Source organism: Halalkalibacter sp. APA_J-10(15), assembly GCF_023017105.1.
GTDB lineage: Bacteria > Bacillota > Bacilli > Bacillales > Bacillaceae_D > Halalkalibacter.
Window position 1 is genome coordinate 84,303 of the sequence record NZ_JALKEV010000012.1, and the last position, 16,281, is coordinate 100,583.

Annotated in this window: 17 protein-coding genes; 6 read left to right on the top strand and 11 right to left on the bottom strand. The window is 37.1% G+C overall.

Going from position 1 to position 16,281, the window contains the following annotated elements; translation table 11 throughout:
• Window positions 1-8: 8 nt before the first annotated feature.
• On the top strand, window positions 9-446 hold the full coding sequence (locus MW695_RS14760) for a hypothetical protein (protein WP_247106097.1): 438 nt from the start codon (window positions 9-11) through the stop codon (window positions 444-446).
• Window positions 447-500: 54 nt separating this feature from the next.
• On the opposite strand, the gene MW695_RS14765 is transcribed toward MW695_RS14760, so the two are convergent.
• From MW695_RS14765 to MW695_RS14780, 4 genes are all read right to left on the bottom strand, one after another.
• Window positions 501-1,391, bottom strand: a complete 891-nt coding sequence (locus MW695_RS14765; RefSeq protein ID WP_247106098.1) for an RluA family pseudouridine synthase — start codon at window positions 1,389-1,391, stop codon at window positions 501-503.
• Window positions 1,384-2,175 (bottom strand): NAD kinase, encoded by a 792-nt coding sequence (locus MW695_RS14770; protein WP_247106099.1) that lies wholly within the window; start codon window positions 2,173-2,175, stop codon window positions 1,384-1,386. The genes MW695_RS14765 and MW695_RS14770 overlap by 8 nt, the downstream gene beginning before the upstream one ends.
• Before the next feature lie 19 nt (window positions 2,176-2,194).
• Entirely contained in the window at window positions 2,195-2,827 is a 633-nt protein-coding gene (yjbM, locus tag MW695_RS14775; protein ID WP_247106100.1) for a GTP diphosphokinase, read from the bottom strand.
• A gap of 65 nt (window positions 2,828-2,892) precedes the next feature.
• A complete protein-coding gene (locus MW695_RS14780; RefSeq protein ID WP_247106101.1) occupies window positions 2,893-3,267 on the bottom strand; it encodes a UPF0738 family protein in 375 nt (124 codons plus the stop codon).
• 167 nt (window positions 3,268-3,434) lie between these two features.
• Here MW695_RS14780 and MW695_RS14785 point away from each other — a divergent pair, with 167 nt between their 5' ends.
• The 4 genes from MW695_RS14785 (at window position 3,435) to MW695_RS14800 (ending at window position 6,335) form a co-directional block, all read left to right on the top strand.
• The gene (locus MW695_RS14785; protein WP_247106102.1) at window positions 3,435-4,022 is read left to right on the top strand and encodes a CYTH domain-containing protein; all 588 of its coding nucleotides are present in this window, start codon (window positions 3,435-3,437) and stop codon (window positions 4,020-4,022) included.
• Between the two features lie 68 nt (window positions 4,023-4,090).
• Window positions 4,091-4,732, top strand: coding sequence for a lytic transglycosylase domain-containing protein (locus MW695_RS14790; RefSeq protein ID WP_274169708.1), 642 nt, complete (start codon window positions 4,091-4,093; stop codon window positions 4,730-4,732).
• 291 nt (window positions 4,733-5,023) lie between these two features.
• The gene (locus MW695_RS14795) at window positions 5,024-5,398 is read left to right on the top strand and encodes a globin domain-containing protein (protein ID WP_483299861.1); all 375 of its coding nucleotides are present in this window, start codon (window positions 5,024-5,026) and stop codon (window positions 5,396-5,398) included.
• 16 nt (window positions 5,399-5,414) lie between these two features.
• Window positions 5,415-6,335 carry a ClpXP adapter SpxH family protein gene (locus tag MW695_RS14800; protein ID WP_247106104.1) on the top strand — a complete coding sequence of 307 codons (921 nt, stop codon included), beginning with the start codon at window positions 5,415-5,417 and terminating at the stop codon, window positions 6,333-6,335.
• 618 nt (window positions 6,336-6,953) lie between these two features.
• Here the strand turns inward: MW695_RS14800 and pepF are convergent.
• From pepF to mecA, 4 genes are all read right to left on the bottom strand, one after another.
• Complete coding sequence (pepF, locus tag MW695_RS14805) at window positions 6,954-8,759, bottom strand: oligoendopeptidase F (protein ID WP_247106105.1); 1,806 nt, start codon at window positions 8,757-8,759, stop codon at window positions 6,954-6,956.
• Window positions 8,760-8,804: 45 nt separating this feature from the next.
• On the bottom strand, window positions 8,805-10,034 hold the full coding sequence (locus MW695_RS14810; protein ID WP_247106106.1) for a competence protein CoiA: 1,230 nt from the start codon (window positions 10,032-10,034) through the stop codon (window positions 8,805-8,807).
• A gap of 218 nt (window positions 10,035-10,252) precedes the next feature.
• Entirely contained in the window at window positions 10,253-11,764 is a 1,512-nt protein-coding gene (cls, locus tag MW695_RS14815; protein WP_247106107.1) for a cardiolipin synthase, read from the bottom strand.
• 248 nt (window positions 11,765-12,012) lie between these two features.
• Window positions 12,013-12,654, bottom strand: coding sequence for an adaptor protein MecA (mecA, locus tag MW695_RS14820; protein WP_247106108.1), 642 nt, complete (start codon window positions 12,652-12,654; stop codon window positions 12,013-12,015).
• 337 nt (window positions 12,655-12,991) lie between these two features.
• Here mecA and MW695_RS14825 point away from each other — a divergent pair, with 337 nt between their 5' ends.
• The gene (locus tag MW695_RS14825; RefSeq protein WP_247106109.1) at window positions 12,992-13,672 is read left to right on the top strand and encodes a TerC family protein; all 681 of its coding nucleotides are present in this window, start codon (window positions 12,992-12,994) and stop codon (window positions 13,670-13,672) included.
• Window positions 13,673-13,691: 19 nt separating this feature from the next.
• On the opposite strand, the gene spxA is transcribed toward MW695_RS14825, so the two are convergent.
• From spxA to MW695_RS14840, 3 genes are all read right to left on the bottom strand, one after another.
• A complete protein-coding gene (spxA, locus tag MW695_RS14830) occupies window positions 13,692-14,087 on the bottom strand; it encodes a transcriptional regulator SpxA (RefSeq protein ID WP_035344599.1) in 396 nt (131 codons plus the stop codon).
• A gap of 236 nt (window positions 14,088-14,323) precedes the next feature.
• Complete coding sequence (locus MW695_RS14835) at window positions 14,324-14,887, bottom strand: GNAT family N-acetyltransferase (protein WP_247106110.1); 564 nt, start codon at window positions 14,885-14,887, stop codon at window positions 14,324-14,326.
• 182 nt (window positions 14,888-15,069) lie between these two features.
• Window positions 15,070-16,275 (bottom strand): putative glycoside hydrolase, encoded by a 1,206-nt coding sequence (locus MW695_RS14840; protein ID WP_247106111.1) that lies wholly within the window; start codon window positions 16,273-16,275, stop codon window positions 15,070-15,072.
• Between the last annotated feature and the right edge of the window lie 6 nt (window positions 16,276-16,281).

The following is a 16,281-nucleotide window of genomic DNA, read 5'->3' on the forward strand; positions in this document are numbered from 1 at the left end:
GTGTTTTGATGAAACAACATCTTTTTCCTCTCGCCATCATTCTTACTTTACTACTGAGTGCATGTGGTCCACAGCTATCACTTATCATTGATCATGACGAGACGAAGATTTTTTTGAATGAGGAGGAAACGCGATTCAGTATGTATGTACGTTATGAAAACACTGGACAGCTACCTAGCCCTGAGTTATATACCGTATTTTCATTTTCTCAATCTTTACAAGAAAAATTAGATGATCAGCCATCTCTTCTGTTCGCCAACCATGACGGTGAGCCTGAATGGTTTCAGATTGATGGAGGAAAAAGCTATGCCATCTCCTCTGATATTATTGAGGTCGATTCTATTTCCGCAGAAGAACTAGAAAATGCCGTCACGGTCGAACTATACAATGCAGACGATGAGCTCATTGCTGATTATGTAATTGAAACGATTGAAATCACCGACTAAGAAGAGCCATTTACTCATTAATCTTTTAAGATGTGAGTAGATCGTTCTATTTCATTACAAAAGCTGCTTCATATCTTTTGGCAATTCCGAAGTGACCGTCACTGTATCCTTTATAAAAGGATGTGTAAATTCAATTTTACTACAATGAAGAGCCTGACGAGAAATAAAGTCCTGCTTTCCTCCATATAAATCGTCACCTAAAAGCGGATGCCCTAAATAAGCAAAATGCACACGAATTTGATGAGTTCTTCCTGTTTCTAATTGTATGGATAGCAGTGAGTAATTTCGTTTCTGTGCTACAGTATGATAGTGAGTAACAGCCTTTTTTCCATTTTCGGTAACCATCCTAGTAATAATGCTGTCACCCGCACGGCCAATTGGCTCATCTACCGTTCCATTGGGCGGGTGAACACGATCATGAACAAGTGCTTGATAATACCGTTTCACTTTTCCTTTATTCTGTAAATCGGACATGCGATCATGGGCAAAACGATGCTTAGCAATAATAAGAAGTCCTGATGTATCTCGATCCAATCGGTTGACCGCATGAAACGTAGTTGGTAGTCCAATCCGTTCATAGTAACCTAATATCGCGTTTGCTAACGTTCGATTAGGATGCTCTCTTGACGGGATTGTTGGCATCCCCGCTACTTTATCGACTACAATAAAATGATCATCCTCATATACGATTGAAATAGGGATATGTTCAACATCAAGTGATTCACTTCGCTTTTCTAATGGTAAGCCAACTGTCACGACATCGCCACATTGCAAAGGTGAACGGACCGTTGCTTCATGCCCATTCACCTTAATTATACCGCCATTAAATTTAATATGAGCTAGTCCTCTTTTCGAGAGCTGGCAATCTTCTCTTAAAAAAGTTCGTAACAGCTTATGACGGTCATTTGCTACCACCCATTCAAAAGTTGCTACAAAGTTACTCACGGATAAACGACTCCTTTACTCTCTTCCAAAATGGAAATGATCGATAACGAGCAAAACGAATTCTTTCATCTGCAACTCGACACTGCAACGAATAAATGTGCCGATACTCTAACGTATAGTGATCAATTGTCACTTGCACTTCCACTTCATTCAATGGCCTCAATAAACAAACATGGTGCTTTGGCAACACGAGTGGCGAGCCTATGGTTCGATAGACACGATTATTAATAGAGGCCATTTCAGAAATTTGAATCGATGCTAATGACGGATGTAAAATCGCTCCACCAAGTGCTTTATTATAAGCCGTGCTACCAGATGGTGTCGAAATACAAAGACCATCTCCTCGAAACACTTCAAAAGTATCCCCTTTAATCTCAACGTTACTAACGATGGAACCACCTAACCCTTTAATGGTTGACTCATTTAATGCTAAATGACGCTCACCTTCGTCTTGATTATGATGGATAACGACTTCTAATAAAGGGTACTCAACGACTTGAAAGGGCTTATGAACAATATCATTGATTAATTGTTCAACCTCAGAAGGTACCCAGTCTGCATAAAAGCCTAAATGCCCTGTGTGTATTCCAACAAAGGCTGTTTCCTCAAGGCGCTTCGCATAATCATGAAAAGCTTGTAATAACGTTCCGTCACCACCAACCGTAATGACTAACTCTGGCTCATGTTGATTATACACAAGACCATGCTTCATCAATTGTTCTTTTATTCGCTTTTGCAAGTCATTTGACAAGTCGTCTCCTCTTGAGGTTACAGCAAAATTCATCTTTCATCCTCCCAATTGGCTACATTTTTCCGCTTTGCTCTTGTTTTGCCGTAATAATTTCTTGAGCGTCTCTCACTTCATCTCGAATAATAGACACTTCCTCATCGAGTTGGAAAGCAGCTTCAGCCGCTCGCTTTAGTCTCATCTTAATATCATGAGGAATTTCACCACTGTATTTATAATTAAGTGAATGTTCTATCGTCGCCCAAAAATTCATTGCTAGCGTGCGTATTTGTAATTCTACAAGGACCTTCTTCTCACCATCAATCGTTTGAACCGGATAGCGTATAACTAAATGATAAGAGCGATATCCACTAGGCTTTTTGTGATTTATGTAATCTCTTTCTTCAACGATTTCAAAATCCTTTCGATTTCTGATTAAAGATAATACTTTGTCAATGTCCTCTACAAATTGAGTCACAATTCTTAAACCAGCTAAATCTTGCATCTCTTCTTCAAGACGATCCAGTGGAATACTTTTTCTTTCAGCTTTATCTATAATACTCATCACTGGCTTCACACGTCCAGTAACGAATTCAATCGGCGTATGCTTTGATGTTTGTTGATATTGTTGGCGAATTCCTCTTAATTTAACTTTCAACTCCTCAACAGCCTGCTTATATGGAGTTAAGAAGATCGTCCAATTACTCATCCTATCACCATCCATTTACCTCTTCTAGATGATTAGAAAAGATTTTAATTACACGTTAGGCTCTACTAATAAAAGACTTGTTTAACAGCATCTTCTAATTCCTCGCCATAATTTCCGTTTCCATCAATATTAGATAACAAATAATCTAATTCTTCAAAGAGGTTATTAAGCTCTAACTCAACTTGATCATTCAACTGAACGATACAACGTTTTGATTGCTCTTTCATAAGCTTTAATGATTCCCATATAGGCTCAGAAAATGAGACATAAAAGAAGCCTTCCTCATTTTCTAGTATATAAATAAGCTCCAGTTGATCTGAGTCAACAAGCATTCTCTCGCCAGGCTTTAATTCCTGTGCTACACTTACGTCTAATGGTTCATCTATTGTCGCTACAGTTGTCTCTGCAACCTCAAGCTTCGTAACATATATTTTCTTCATTATGTACCCTCCACACACGTTCATCATTTACGTTAAACTCTTTACATAAGTAGTGTACCATAATCAGATTTTATTCGGTATGAATTGTCTATTTGATGCTCTCATTTTAATTATGAGATAATATATGTATGTTTCACTTTCATTATATAGAGTTAGGATGTGTCCAAATGAGTCAAGAAATCGAAATTGAAGTAAAATCAGTAATTACCTACTCCGCTTATTACGAATTGATCCAATATTTAAATTTAGAAGAAGAACAGGCAATCTGTCAACACAATCATTATATAGAAACCCCTTCCTTTTCTCTTAAAAACAAAGGGGCTGGTTTACGTGTTCGAGAAAAAGAAAACAGCTACACATTTACGTTAAAACAACCTCATAAAATAGGAAAACTAGAAACACATCAAAGATTGACCGAGCAGGAATGGAACGAGCTAAAAAATCATCATCGCGTACCAAAAGGGGAGGTAGAAACACAGCTTCTTTCTTTACATATTCCACTTGACGAACTTAAGTATGTCGGTACCCTAACTACAGAACGTATCGAATGGCCGTTTAATAATGGCTTACTCTGTTTAGATAAAAGCAGCTACTTTGATCAGATTGATTACGAAATTGAATTTGAAGGAAATAGTGAAGAACATGCAATAGCAACCTTAACAGATTTACTTAATCAATGTGGCATTGATCAAGTGCCAACAGAAAACAAAGTAAGGAGATTTTTCAAACAGAAGGAAATAATAGAACGTTCATAATCACATTGTCGATTTTACATTTATTTGATATGATTAGAAAAAGACTTATACATAAATAGAGGTGTATTATGAATATAGCTTCATTCTTACCATTACAACCGACGTCTACGTCACACTCTACAGCTTATTCGAAACCTAATATTATGCAATCATTCTTTTCGACCTTTTTACAAGAACAAATGGAACGATTACAATTGGATTCAACTACATTGCCCAATCAACCAGCAGGCTTATTTCTCGATCCTTCGCTAAACGTAACAAGAAATATACGAGACATACAGTCACCTTCTGTTGTTGAGCAAATTTCGAATACAAGTACAAAACAAGCTGAGGGCGATATTCATGCAATCATTAATCAAGCTGCCGAAAAGTATCAACTAGATCCGAATCTCATTCATGCTGTCATTAAGCATGAATCGAACTTCAACCCTAACGCAGTCAGTCATGCTGGTGCATCGGGGCTCATGCAACTTATGCCAGCAACTGCAAAGATGCTTGGAGTACAAAATATGTTTGATCCTACCGAAAACGTCGAAGGCGGGGCGAAATATTTAAGACAAATGCTCGATCGTTACAATGGAAATGTTCAACTAGCTCTAGCCGCTTATAATGCTGGGCCTGGTAATGTTGACAAATATGGTGGAATCCCACCTTTCAAAGAAACCCAAAGCTATGTACCACGTGTGTTTAACACATATGCAAGATTATAAGAAAAACTGCGGTAGCGGTCTTTCCTTAATTGATTAGGCTTCTTCTCCACAAATTAAATTCTAATAATGCAATAAAAACAGGAGATTGTTAATTTAAACAGTCTCCTGTTTTTTTGAGGAGTATCCATAATCTATTCATTCAATCATCTCATTTGATGAACTGAGTTAAGCTTGCTAAAATAAGAACAAAATAAACTTCTTTCATCAGTGTAAAAGCTTATTGACCAAACATATTATTGGAACTTAGTCCACTTTACATATATACTTATCTCTAGCTCAATTAGAAGGAGAATGTATATGACACAAACTCCGTATGATTATATAGGAGAACAAAAATTACACGAGCTTGTGGATGTCTTTTATTCCCATGTCTCAAAACATGAAGAGCTAGCACCGTTGTTTCCAGCTGATTTATCGGAAACAGCTCGTAAACAAAAACAATTTCTTACACAGTTTCTCGGTGGACCCATGTTATATACAGAAGAACATGGTCATCCTATGTTAAGAGCTCGTCACATGCCATTTGTTATCACGCCGCAACAAGCAGAAAATTGGCTATCCTGTATGAAACACGCGATGGATGAAGTTAATCTTTCCGGAGATATTCGTGAATATATACTAGAGAGGCTAACGATGACCGCTCATCACATGGTGAACCACCCTTAAGAAAGGAGAATGACCATTGAACCGTAAAGATACAACAACAACTTGTGATCAGCTACTGGGAATATGTGGTCTAGATCCTACTGAGAAGCATCACGTTAAACAACATAAACCAATAGAAATTTATACATTTATTGATCCGTTATGTGCAGACTGCTGGGCATTCGAACCTATTTTAAAGAAACTACAGATTCAATATAGTCGCTATTTTCGAATTAGAATCCTCGTAGCCGGACGGCTTGAAGCTTGGAATGCTTGCACAAAAACCGAAAAAGGATTGACAAAAACCAAACAAGAAATCGCCAGAATTTGGGAGGATATTGCATCAAAATCTGGTATGTCCTGTGATGGAGACTTTTGGCTTGAACATGATCTTAATTCTCCTTATTTAGCCTCAGTTGCCATTAAAGCCGCTGAGCTTCAAGGTCCTCATGCAGGAAAACGTTTCTTAAGAAAAATGAGAGAAGCTCTCTTTCTCGAGAAGCAGGATATTACAAATCAACAAGTTCTTCTAAAATGTGCAGAGCAAGCTAAATTGGACTTAATTGAATTTAAACAGGACCTTACATCTAAGAATGCATTAGACGCTCTACAAAATGACATTCACACAACTCATGAAATGGGTGTAGACTTTGTGCCGACCTTCGTCTTTTTTAATGTAGATAATGAAGAAGATGGGATTAAAATCACAGGTAAGTATCCATATCATGTATATGAAGGTATTCTTGAAGATTTACTTGGTTTTAAACCAGAGGCTAACTCGATGATTTCGTTGGAGGAATTTTTACAACTATATGGATTTGTTTCGACCATTGAAGTCGCGGTTGTCTTTAACCTTACTGAGCAAGAAGCTGAAAAGAAACTCAAGACATTAATGCTTCAGCAAAAAGTAGAATCGGTCCCCGTTAAATATGGAATGTTTTGGCGAACGTTAAACTAATTCATTTTTTCATACATGCCATAATCATCGCCTGCTTTTGGAAGGGCACTGAAAAAGTGCGATTTTCACTTTTCCAGTGCCCTTTAAGTAATGTGCGTAGCCGTTGCCCGATTTTGAAAGCCTTGCTATGATTGAATTTTTCATAGCAAGGCGTGCAACGAGCGGAGCCATTACTCTCCTTTGAGTAACTAGAAAGGACTTTTTCAGTGGCTTCTCGTTTTTAGCTTTTTCAGTGCCCTTTTAGCTTAAATGAATACTCATTCATAACTCTTCTTGACTTCTATCTTACACTATTTAGCATATCGTATTTATGAGGACTCTTATGAGGAGGATGACTTGCGTTGATTCGTTTAAAATTACTTATAGGAATTCCATTTATTATAATCAGTTTCTATTTCTTATTACTTTCGATAATGAAGGTATTTCCGATATGGATTTCAGCCCCACTTCTTTTTATATCTATTGTGTTAACTCTTTCACCATTATCTAGCCAAAAGCGCTTTAAAGGCTTTTAACGCTTCTTTTTAGCGACTAGCCATTCCGTTTGACATAACTTCTGACTTTATAAATAAGACAGCAATCCTGATGATCGCTGTCTTATTCCATCACGTAACAAATCTAAACTTCTGATAATAACTGCTCCATTTCCGTTAAAGTTTCCTCAAACACATCAAGTGCTTGATCGATCGGCTGAGAAGAAGTCATATCGACTCCTGCATTCTTCAAAACTTCTATCGGATAATCGGAGCTACCCGCCTTCAAAAATTCAATATACCTCTTAACAGCTGGTTCGCCTTCCTCTAAAATTTGCTTTGACAACGCTGCTGCTGCACTATAGCCTGTTGCGTACTGATACACATAGAAATTATAATAAAAGTGTGGAATACGCGCCCACTCAAGAGCAATTTCTTTGTCGATGGTAAGCTCTTCACCGAAATATTTCTTATTTAATCTATAGTACAAATCAGACAAAAGCTCAGGTGTTAGTGCTTCTCCTTGAGCAGACTTTTCATGAATAAGCTGCTCAAATTCAGCGAACATCGTCTGACGGAAAACGGTTCCTCTAAAGCCTTCAAGAAAATGATTTAATAAATATAACTTTTTCTTTCGATCATCCGTCTCTTTTACTAAATAATCATTCAACAAAGCCTCATTGACAGTTGAGGCCACTTCTGCGACAAAGATTGTATAATCCCCGTATACATATGGTTGATTTTCTCGAGTGTAGTAGCTATGCATACTATGACCAAATTCATGAGCAAGAGTGAACAAATTATTCACGTTATCCTGCCAATTCATTAAAATGTATGGCATCGTTCCGTATGCACCAGATGAATAGGCTCCACTTCTCTTACCTATATTTTCTTCTACATCAACCCAACGCTTTTCAAAGCCTTCCTTTAAAATCGCTACATACTCTTCACCAAGTGGCTCAACCCCTTTAGCAACGAGCTCTTTTGCTTCTTCATATGAAATTTTCATCTCAACATCCGAAACGAGTGGCGTATATAAATCATACATATGTAGCTCCTCAACACCTAACACCTTTTTCCGAAGTCGTACATAGCGATGCAGTAAATCTAACCTTTTATTAACGGACTCTACTAACTGGTCATAAACCACTTCTGGAATATGATTTTTACTTAGTGCCGCTTGACGAGCGGAATCATACTTACGAACCTTTGCATAGAAGCGATTCCTTTTCACTTGACCAGATAATGTCGAAGCAAACGTATTCTTAAATTTACCATACGTATCATAAACCGCCTTAAACGCTTCTTCACGCACACGACGATTATGGCTTTCTAAAAACGTTAAATAACGACCATGAGTGACCTCTACCTTATTTCCATTGTCATCTGTAATTTTCGGAAATTTCATATCAGCGTTATTGAGCATGCCAAATGTTTGACTTGAGCTATTAATCGCCTCACTAGCTTGTGCTAAAATGGATTCCTCCGATTCAGATAAAACATGCTCTCTCTCTTCGTTCAATTCTGCAAACATTTGCTTATATAATTGTAAACCTTCTTCTTGCTTTAAAAATGCATGAATGGTTTCTTCCTCAAGAGATAATAACTCAGGAACGATATAAGAAGACGTTTGTGACACCTCTGCAGCTAAGGCCATCGCTCGATCATTTAACCCTTGGTAAGTTGAGTTTGTCGTATCCTGATCATAACGCATATGAGCATACGTATATAATTTTCCGAGCTCTTCGGTTATCTCATTGCTCTTCTGAAGAACAGCTAATAATGAAGTCGGTGAATTTCCCAAAGTCCCTTTTCCTTTTTGCAACTCTGGAAGTTTTGACTTAATTGATTGAAAGGATGCTTCCCATTCTTCACTTGATGAATAAATTGCTTCTAAGTCCCACGTTTGTTCAACCGGGATCTCTTCACGCTTCTTAACGGCTTGACTCATTTCACAGCACCTCCATTTAGATTCCCTTCATCCTATTCGACTTTCTTAGTTTAATTCCTCTTTCATTTTAGAATTTAAGTATAATGGATTTTTTTCGATAACGCGAAACATACACTTATGATCTAATTGAATGGCTTGTGATGAGTTTTTAGGATGAATTGCTTCGCGTAAGCGTATATACTGATCATTTGTAGTATCAAGCCTTTGTAAATAACGAACCTTAACTAACCAATCTAGATAACCATCTATGCTTAAAGTCCACGATTTAGTATCTAAAAGGTTGCGTTGTGAAAAAAGTCGATTTCGAATAAGCCCTTGCATACATTGAACGACGATGTTCTTGTTAAAGGGTTGGTTTAATGGTTGATATTGAAAGCACTCTAGTAGGAGGAAAGTTTGCCAAATGTAGGTCGGTGTTTCAAGGAGTTCACAATATGATGTTGGCCATCCAGCTTCAATTGGAAATAGACTTGGGGATAAACGATGCTTATAGACGAGTTGACGGAAATACCGTTCGATTAGGTGAGGATAAGGGTGCGGAATTTGGTAGCGCCAATGCTTCTTAATTGTTAACCATTGTTGTAACAATTGGGATGGTTTTAAAAGAGGGTATAGTACCGTTTCAATTTTAGTATCAATTAGAGGTACCTCATTATAGGAAGCTAATACTTTCGTTGTAGAGTATGGAGTAATATGGTGCAAATGACTAATCGCTTTTGTTTCAGGACAATAATATACAATCATTCGCTCGGATGTCTGTTGCTCGATAGAAGCAAACCACTCATATGCTTGTAACGTAAATTGATGCTGTCCCCTCCTTTTCAATCGGTTTCCCCCAAGTATCCAGACTGGTATAATCCCTTGCTGTAAGTACCCTTCTGTTCGCTTCTCAATAAGGTCAAGCGGAATCGTTGAGCATTGATACTCTAAAGCATACAGTTTGTTTTGTAGGCGAAATACTAAATCTGGCCGTTGCTTAATGATAGGGAGATAATATTCCATTTTAACCGGAACATTTTGATTTTTTAACCAATCATACAAATCTCTTTTCCCTGTTAAATGATAGTTTGTTTCATGTTCTGGTAAATAGGAACAGCCTTGCTTAGAGTGATGGGCAAAATGAGAGTGGTTTTTTCGTCCTATCTTTAGGACGACAGGTTTTTCACAAACGGGGCAATAAAACTGATCTTTTTTACGAAGGTCTTTCAATTCTTGTAGTGGCCAATCATCGACAAGCGAGATGATCGTTCCATTTGATAATGAAGCAGTAAACATTTCCCACCTCCATTCTAGTATAAAGGAACTATTTCGACGTGCCTTCTTTCTTCTCCTTCTTTTTTCACAAAAATCATTCCCTATTTTCAAATTTAAAGAAAGAAAGTTGGGGAAGCTTACCTGCTTCCCTCGGAAAGCGAAATATATTTTAGGAGCAGTTTAATTGCATTGCTGTATAGTTTGTTTAAATTCTCCTTCTCATTTATTAAATCTTATCACTACAACAACGGCGAGAGCAATCTAGATGTAGATTCAATTATTTTATAAAAAATGGAACGTTGCTTAAATGATTGTTGATCTAACCTTGTAGAATGCTCAAAATCATAAATAAAATCGCTCACTAACTTATTCACACTTTTTGTTCGGTATAAAAAGGCATTCACTTCAAAATTTAAATGGAAACTTCTCATATCCATGTTAGACGTACCAATCGAGGCAATTTCATGATCAACGATGAGAACCTTGCTATGTAAAAAGCCTCGTTTGTACTCATAAATATCAACTCCAGCTTCAAGTAACTCAGGAAAATATGAGCGTGAAGCATGGAAAACGATTCGCTTATCTGGACGGTTTGGAACGAGAATTCTAACATCAATTCCACTTAAAGCAGCAATTTTAACCGCACTTAAAATATCATCATCTGGTATAAAATAAGGACTCGCGATCCAAATGGACTTCTTCGCTGACGTAATCATTGAGAAAAAGAGTTTTTTATTAATCTCCCATCTCGAATCTGGTCCACTTGCGATCATTTGCACACCACCATCACCTTTTTGATAAGGTGAAATAGGAGGTAAATAAGTAGGATTCACAATCGCTTGATTCGTGACATAATACCAATCTTGAAGGAAAATAAGCTGCAACGTTCTAACTGATTCCCCTTTGACATAAAGGTGTGTATCTCTCCACAAGCCAAAATATGAGTGTCTCCCTAAATATTCATCACCTATATTTAAACCACCAACAAAACCAATTACCCCATCAATGACAATAATTTTCCGGTGATTACGATAATTAATCTTATGGTTTAATACAGGAAGTCGAACTGGTGAAAATGCCTCAACTTCAACACCACCAGCACGCAATTCTTCAATATAGACACGTGAAAGTGCCCAACTTCCAACGGCATCATAAAGAAAACGAACCTCTACTCCTTCCTTTGCCTTTTCAATTAGAATTTCTTTAATCTCTTGACCAATTTTATCGTGTCTAACGATATAATATTCTAAATGAATATGATGCTCCGCAAGCTTTAACGATTGCAAAATATGAGTAAAGGTTTCCTTACCATCAGTCAGTACCTTTGTTTCACTCGCAAATGAAACTGGGTTTTTTCCAAGTTTGTGAGCTAATTGAAACAAAAGCTGCTGGTGCTCCCCCATTTTGTTCATCTGTTCTTCATTTAATGTCCGTTCTCCCTCAATCGTTTGAAATACTTCCTCATCTTTTACAGCCTTTTTAAAGAATGTTCGATTCTTGCGATGATTTTGACCAAATATTAAATAGAAGAAGAAACCAAAAATCGGAAAGGCTGCTAAGACGAGGAGCCACGTCAGCGTCTTTGTCGGATGACGATTTTCAAAGAAGATCACCACTGCAATGAAAATAACAGATAATGTAAAAGCAACACTAATAACACCAACAATCCAGCCTTCCCAGTACGACCTAGTTATATATAAAGCTGATATAATAATGATAAAAAAAATAAATACATTTAATCGAGTTTTCATCATACTCTCCTAAAATTAATTGCGTCGTGCTGAGCCATTATAAATGGTTGAACTTTTCTGAATTGACCTTCTTTCTAGAAAAGCATGCAACGATTGACGCCGATGCCTTTCTCTGAACCGTCCTACACCACATTGATTAGACTTTTATTTTTTCCATATTTCCCTTTTAATACAAAATATATTTATATATTTTGATTCTTTAAAAAAAGCCCCAAAAGGTCTTAGCAAACCTTTGGGACATGTGAACCTTACTTGTCAAATGATGTACGCATCGTTAATAAAGCATCTGGTGCTGCAATCTCTTTGCCGTATTCTTTAATACGGTAAATAGAGACGTCAGATTCATAACCATACTCTAGCATTTGACTTAAAATATCATCCTGTTGATCTTCGTTGTAACGTTCATCATTAAAGAGTACATACACGTAATAAGTCCCCTCAAAATAATGAAGCTCGGTGTTTAAATCTTCAACGATCACACCGTGGCTTAAAGCAATCACATCTTCAAAATCAAGGAACCCAATGACAATCTCTAATTGCTCTAGTCCATCCTCCTGCTGCTCTTCCTCTGCGAGTAAATCAAGAACGGTTTGCTCATCTGAATCCTTGTCTTGTGAAACAGGAATTTCAAGCTTCACATTTCCATCAGTCACTTGACCTCGTGTTACAACGATTTCTAGCCCTTTATCTAAAGCATGAACCTGGATCCATAACGGACCATCTAGTTCAAATTCATCGCGATCACTTGCTTCGTTCATCATTTCAAAGAAGAGCTCTTCTCCACGCTCACGATTGTACCAGATCTCATCTCGATCAAAGCCTCGAGCCTCAATATCATTATACGTAATAAAAAACTTAATCGTCGTTTCATTCACGCGTTCAATATCCATAATTCGCTCTCCCCCCTAAAGTCGAGTTGTTCCTTATCAATAGAGTATGCTCGTTTCTCTATCATATCAAGGATTTGAAAAGGTTCAAAGGATTAAATATCGAACCCCTTCTAACTCTATTCTATGATAAATCGAGCAAAAATGGAAATCCTATCACCTATTTTTACGATAGATGGTGATTGTCCATATTATGATAAATCCTTTCTCTTAGTTTAACAGACATAAAATTAAATATCGAGCCATACATTTAGAAAAGACAAGCTTTTAAAAAATAAACTCTTCAAACGTATATGTAACGATAATAAAATTTATGAATTGCTAAAAGGGTGAAGGATATATGGATAGTGAATTTCTTATTTCGTTATTAACCATTATTGGTATTGATATTATTCTCGGTGGGGATAATGCAATAGTAGTCGCTTTAGCGTGCCGACATTTACCACCGTCCATACGTAATCGAGCCATTATATTAGGCATCTTATTTGCCTTATTAACAAGAATGTCATTAACCGTTGTTGCTGTTCAATTATTAGAGGTGCCTTTTTTACTTGCAATCGGTGGCGCTTTACTCATCTATATCGCTTATAGCCTACTCACAGAGCAAGCACGAGATCATAAGATTGAAGGTGGCGCAAGTCTCTTTGAGGCTATTCGTGCCATTATTATTGCAGATCTAGTTATGGGCTTTGATAACGTCATTGCTGTTGCAGGTGCAGCTCATGGAGACCATCTGTTAGTGATGATTGGATTAATTATATCTGTGCCGATTATTATTTGGGGAAGTAAGCTTATTTTACTTGCTTTTGATCGATTTCCGATCATTACGTATATAGGGGCAGGTATATTAGCCTTTACCGCCTCTAGAATGATTACTCATGAGCCAATGCTTATGCCTTTATTCATCGGTCATCCTATTTTTACAATCATGATACAGTGCTTTATCATTATCGCGGTAATCGGGATCGGTGCTTATAAATTACGCAAACAAAAAGAAAGTAGCTCACTCACATATAAGTGAGGCTACTTTCATTTAGACATTAATTAACGAGACGTTGTGCCTCTTGTAATTGAAATGTACGAACCTTCCGAGGTAAGAAGCGACGGATTTCAGCATCATTATATCCAACTTGCAGACGCTTCTCATCAAAAATAATCGGTCGACGCAATAAACCTGGATGGTCACTAATAATTTGAAACAACGTTTGTAGAGGCAGTGTTTCTAAATCGACATTTAGTTCTTGAAACACTTTTGAACGCGTTGAAATAATTTCATCCGTTCCATCCTCAGTCATTCGAACGATATTTTTCACTTCCTCAACCGATAACGGTGATGTGAAAATATTTCTTTCTTCGAAGGGAATATCATGTTCTTCTAACCAAGCCTTTGCTTTTCGACATGATGTACAACTAGGTGATGTCAATAATGTAACCATCAAACGACCTCTCCTTATCTAATTTAAATTTGAGATCTACGAAGAGCTACTTTCATTCAATAGCCTCATCCTAAACCATACTTTACAACATAGCTATCTCACAAGTATTTACCCTGATGCGTGAGCTTCTAAACCTATTATAACTGATTTTCCTTTCTAAACAAATATGTTTATAAAGTTTTTGAGAATTTTTTTCATTTTAGAATAATTATTTTCATCATTTTGTCATGACTTTATTATTCCTTCACTTTTTCCTTTATTTCTTCGTAGGTAAGTACTTCCTCAACAGTCTGATAAGACTCACCATACAATTCCTTATCCTTGTACGTATGAATATTCTCATACGTATGTCTCATTTTCTCATAAATACTTCTCTCAGACTCATTCGTCGGCGACCAATAAAGAATTTCTAATTCATTGATTTCATTCGTCGCTAACGATCTACGTCTATATCCGATTGACTGAGCATGCTTAAAGCCTTCTCGATTATAAAACCTTTGCCTCTTCCTTGAATCAGTATCTTCGTAATCAATGGGCTCTACTTCAAGGATAATGGGCTTATTTTTCTCTTTTAACGCTTGGAGTAATTGCTTACCTAACCCTTGGCCTCTTGCTTCCTTTGATACAAATAAGTAATCGACAAAAACAAAATCGTCCGTTTCAACATACATTAACACGTGATGAGGTCCCTCATCTTTATAATAAATGTCGGCCTTTTCCTTTAATAATAATTCCATATGTTCTTTTGATTTCATCTCTTCTATCGGAAAGTATTGATTTAATTTCTTATACCAGTTCATTCACTATGACCCCCAAAAAGCATTTATACTAGTATATTCCTCTTTATCATCTTTTTTAAACAAGACTAGCCAAAAAAACTCCACTTATTCAATCTATATAAATGGAGCTCTAAAAGGCTTCCTTTTAGAGCTCCGCACGAATGATTTCTCCTTTTATCATATGCTCATACATTATTACTCGTTCATGACGGGTTTAGGTAATCGACACCTTCTGTATATCGATTCGAGGCATTCCAAAGCAAAAATTCGTTAATGTCTTCTTCATATAACGCACGTATTTGAGCCTCGACTTCATCTTTGCCATACTTAATGTAATTCCCTGACCCTAACCAGCTTGCAGTAAAATCTTGGATCCACGGGCGAGATACTGGTGGATCATCTAACTGAGCTAGTACTTCATTTTCCACTTCCGCATATGCCTTCGTTAACTCGTATGGATATAAGTCTGGCTTATCTATACCGAAATACGGAGTCCAATGACTCGGATAAATCATCGATGAGATGACATCTACATTATCAGAAATATTTGCGAAATTTTGACCAATTCCTGGTGCTTCACTAATGGTCGCCGCATAACCAAAAATATCTACAGATACATCTACGTCATATTTAGAAAGTCTTTCTCTCGCATATGCAACAAAATCCGTTACTGCTGTTACACGCTTTTGTACATTGTCATCCTCACCATCATATTCTCCAACCTCATACTCTAAATCCTCATCCCTTCTTTCAAATCCTTCTGGGAATCGAACATAGTCAAATTGAATTTCCTTAAAACCGAGCTGTGCTGCTTTTTCAGCAATCTCAACATTGTAATCCCACACCTCTTGCAAAAATGGGTTAACAAAAGATTCGTTGCGTCGATTTTCCCAAACTTGTCCGTCCTCTAAAAACGACCACTCGGGCTTCTCTTTTGCCAAAACAGAATCTTTAAAAACAACGACCCGGGCAATAGGATACACGTTGTTATCTTCTAGTGTTTTCATCAAACCGTCAATATCGCCAATGAAATTCTGAGAAATATCATAGTACGGAGAATCTTCATCAGGTCTAAAAGTTAAATATCCATGATCATCTTTAATATCGATCACCATTGAATTCAAATCCGTGCTATTTAGGAGTTCAAGCAACGTTTCAAATCGTTGCCCACCAGCCGAATTACCAGTCACATAAATGCCTCTCACTCCATCGTCTGGGTAAGGGAAATTGTAGCCAGAATCATGGGTAAATCGTGGCAACATTTCAGGTAATAGCAAGCTTCCCTTTCCTATTTGCTTCAATGAATGATTTTTTGCTTGTTCGTTTGGCTCTTGCTCAGCATGTACAAAAATTGGATTTACAAAGCTCACCATCAATATTAAGAGCACAGAAACCAATTTCTCCCCCATATGTCT

Coding starts and splice junctions, on each gene's coding strand:
- MW695_RS14760 (WP_247106097.1), top strand. CDS start 9: ATGAAACAACATCTTTTTCCTCTCGCCATCATTCTTACTTTACTACTG.
- MW695_RS14770 (WP_247106099.1), bottom strand. CDS start 2,175: ATGAATTTTGCTGTAACCTCAAGAGGAGACGACTTGTCAAATGACTTG.
- yjbM (WP_247106100.1), bottom strand. CDS start 2,827: ATGAGTAATTGGACGATCTTCTTAACTCCATATAAGCAGGCTGTTGAG.
- MW695_RS14780 (WP_247106101.1), bottom strand. CDS start 3,267: ATGAAGAAAATATATGTTACGAAGCTTGAGGTTGCAGAGACAACTGTA.
- MW695_RS14785 (WP_247106102.1), top strand. CDS start 3,435: ATGAGTCAAGAAATCGAAATTGAAGTAAAATCAGTAATTACCTACTCC.
- MW695_RS14790 (WP_274169708.1), top strand. CDS start 4,091: ATGAATATAGCTTCATTCTTACCATTACAACCGACGTCTACGTCACAC.
- MW695_RS14795 (WP_483299861.1), top strand. CDS start 5,024: ATGTATATGACACAAACTCCGTATGATTATATAGGAGAACAAAAATTA.
- pepF (WP_247106105.1), bottom strand. CDS start 8,759: ATGAGTCAAGCCGTTAAGAAGCGTGAAGAGATCCCGGTTGAACAAACG.
- MW695_RS14810 (WP_247106106.1), bottom strand. CDS start 10,034: ATGTTTACTGCTTCATTATCAAATGGAACGATCATCTCGCTTGTCGAT.
- cls (WP_247106107.1), bottom strand. CDS start 11,764: ATGAAAACTCGATTAAATGTATTTATTTTTTTTATCATTATTATATCA.
- mecA (WP_247106108.1), bottom strand. CDS start 12,654: ATGGATATTGAACGCGTGAATGAAACGACGATTAAGTTTTTTATTACG.
- MW695_RS14825 (WP_247106109.1), top strand. CDS start 12,992: ATGGATAGTGAATTTCTTATTTCGTTATTAACCATTATTGGTATTGAT.
- spxA (WP_035344599.1), bottom strand. CDS start 14,087: ATGGTTACATTATTGACATCACCTAGTTGTACATCATGTCGAAAAGCA.
- MW695_RS14835 (WP_247106110.1), bottom strand. CDS start 14,887: ATGAACTGGTATAAGAAATTAAATCAATACTTTCCGATAGAAGAGATG.
- MW695_RS14840 (WP_247106111.1), bottom strand. CDS start 16,275: ATGGGGGAGAAATTGGTTTCTGTGCTCTTAATATTGATGGTGAGCTTT.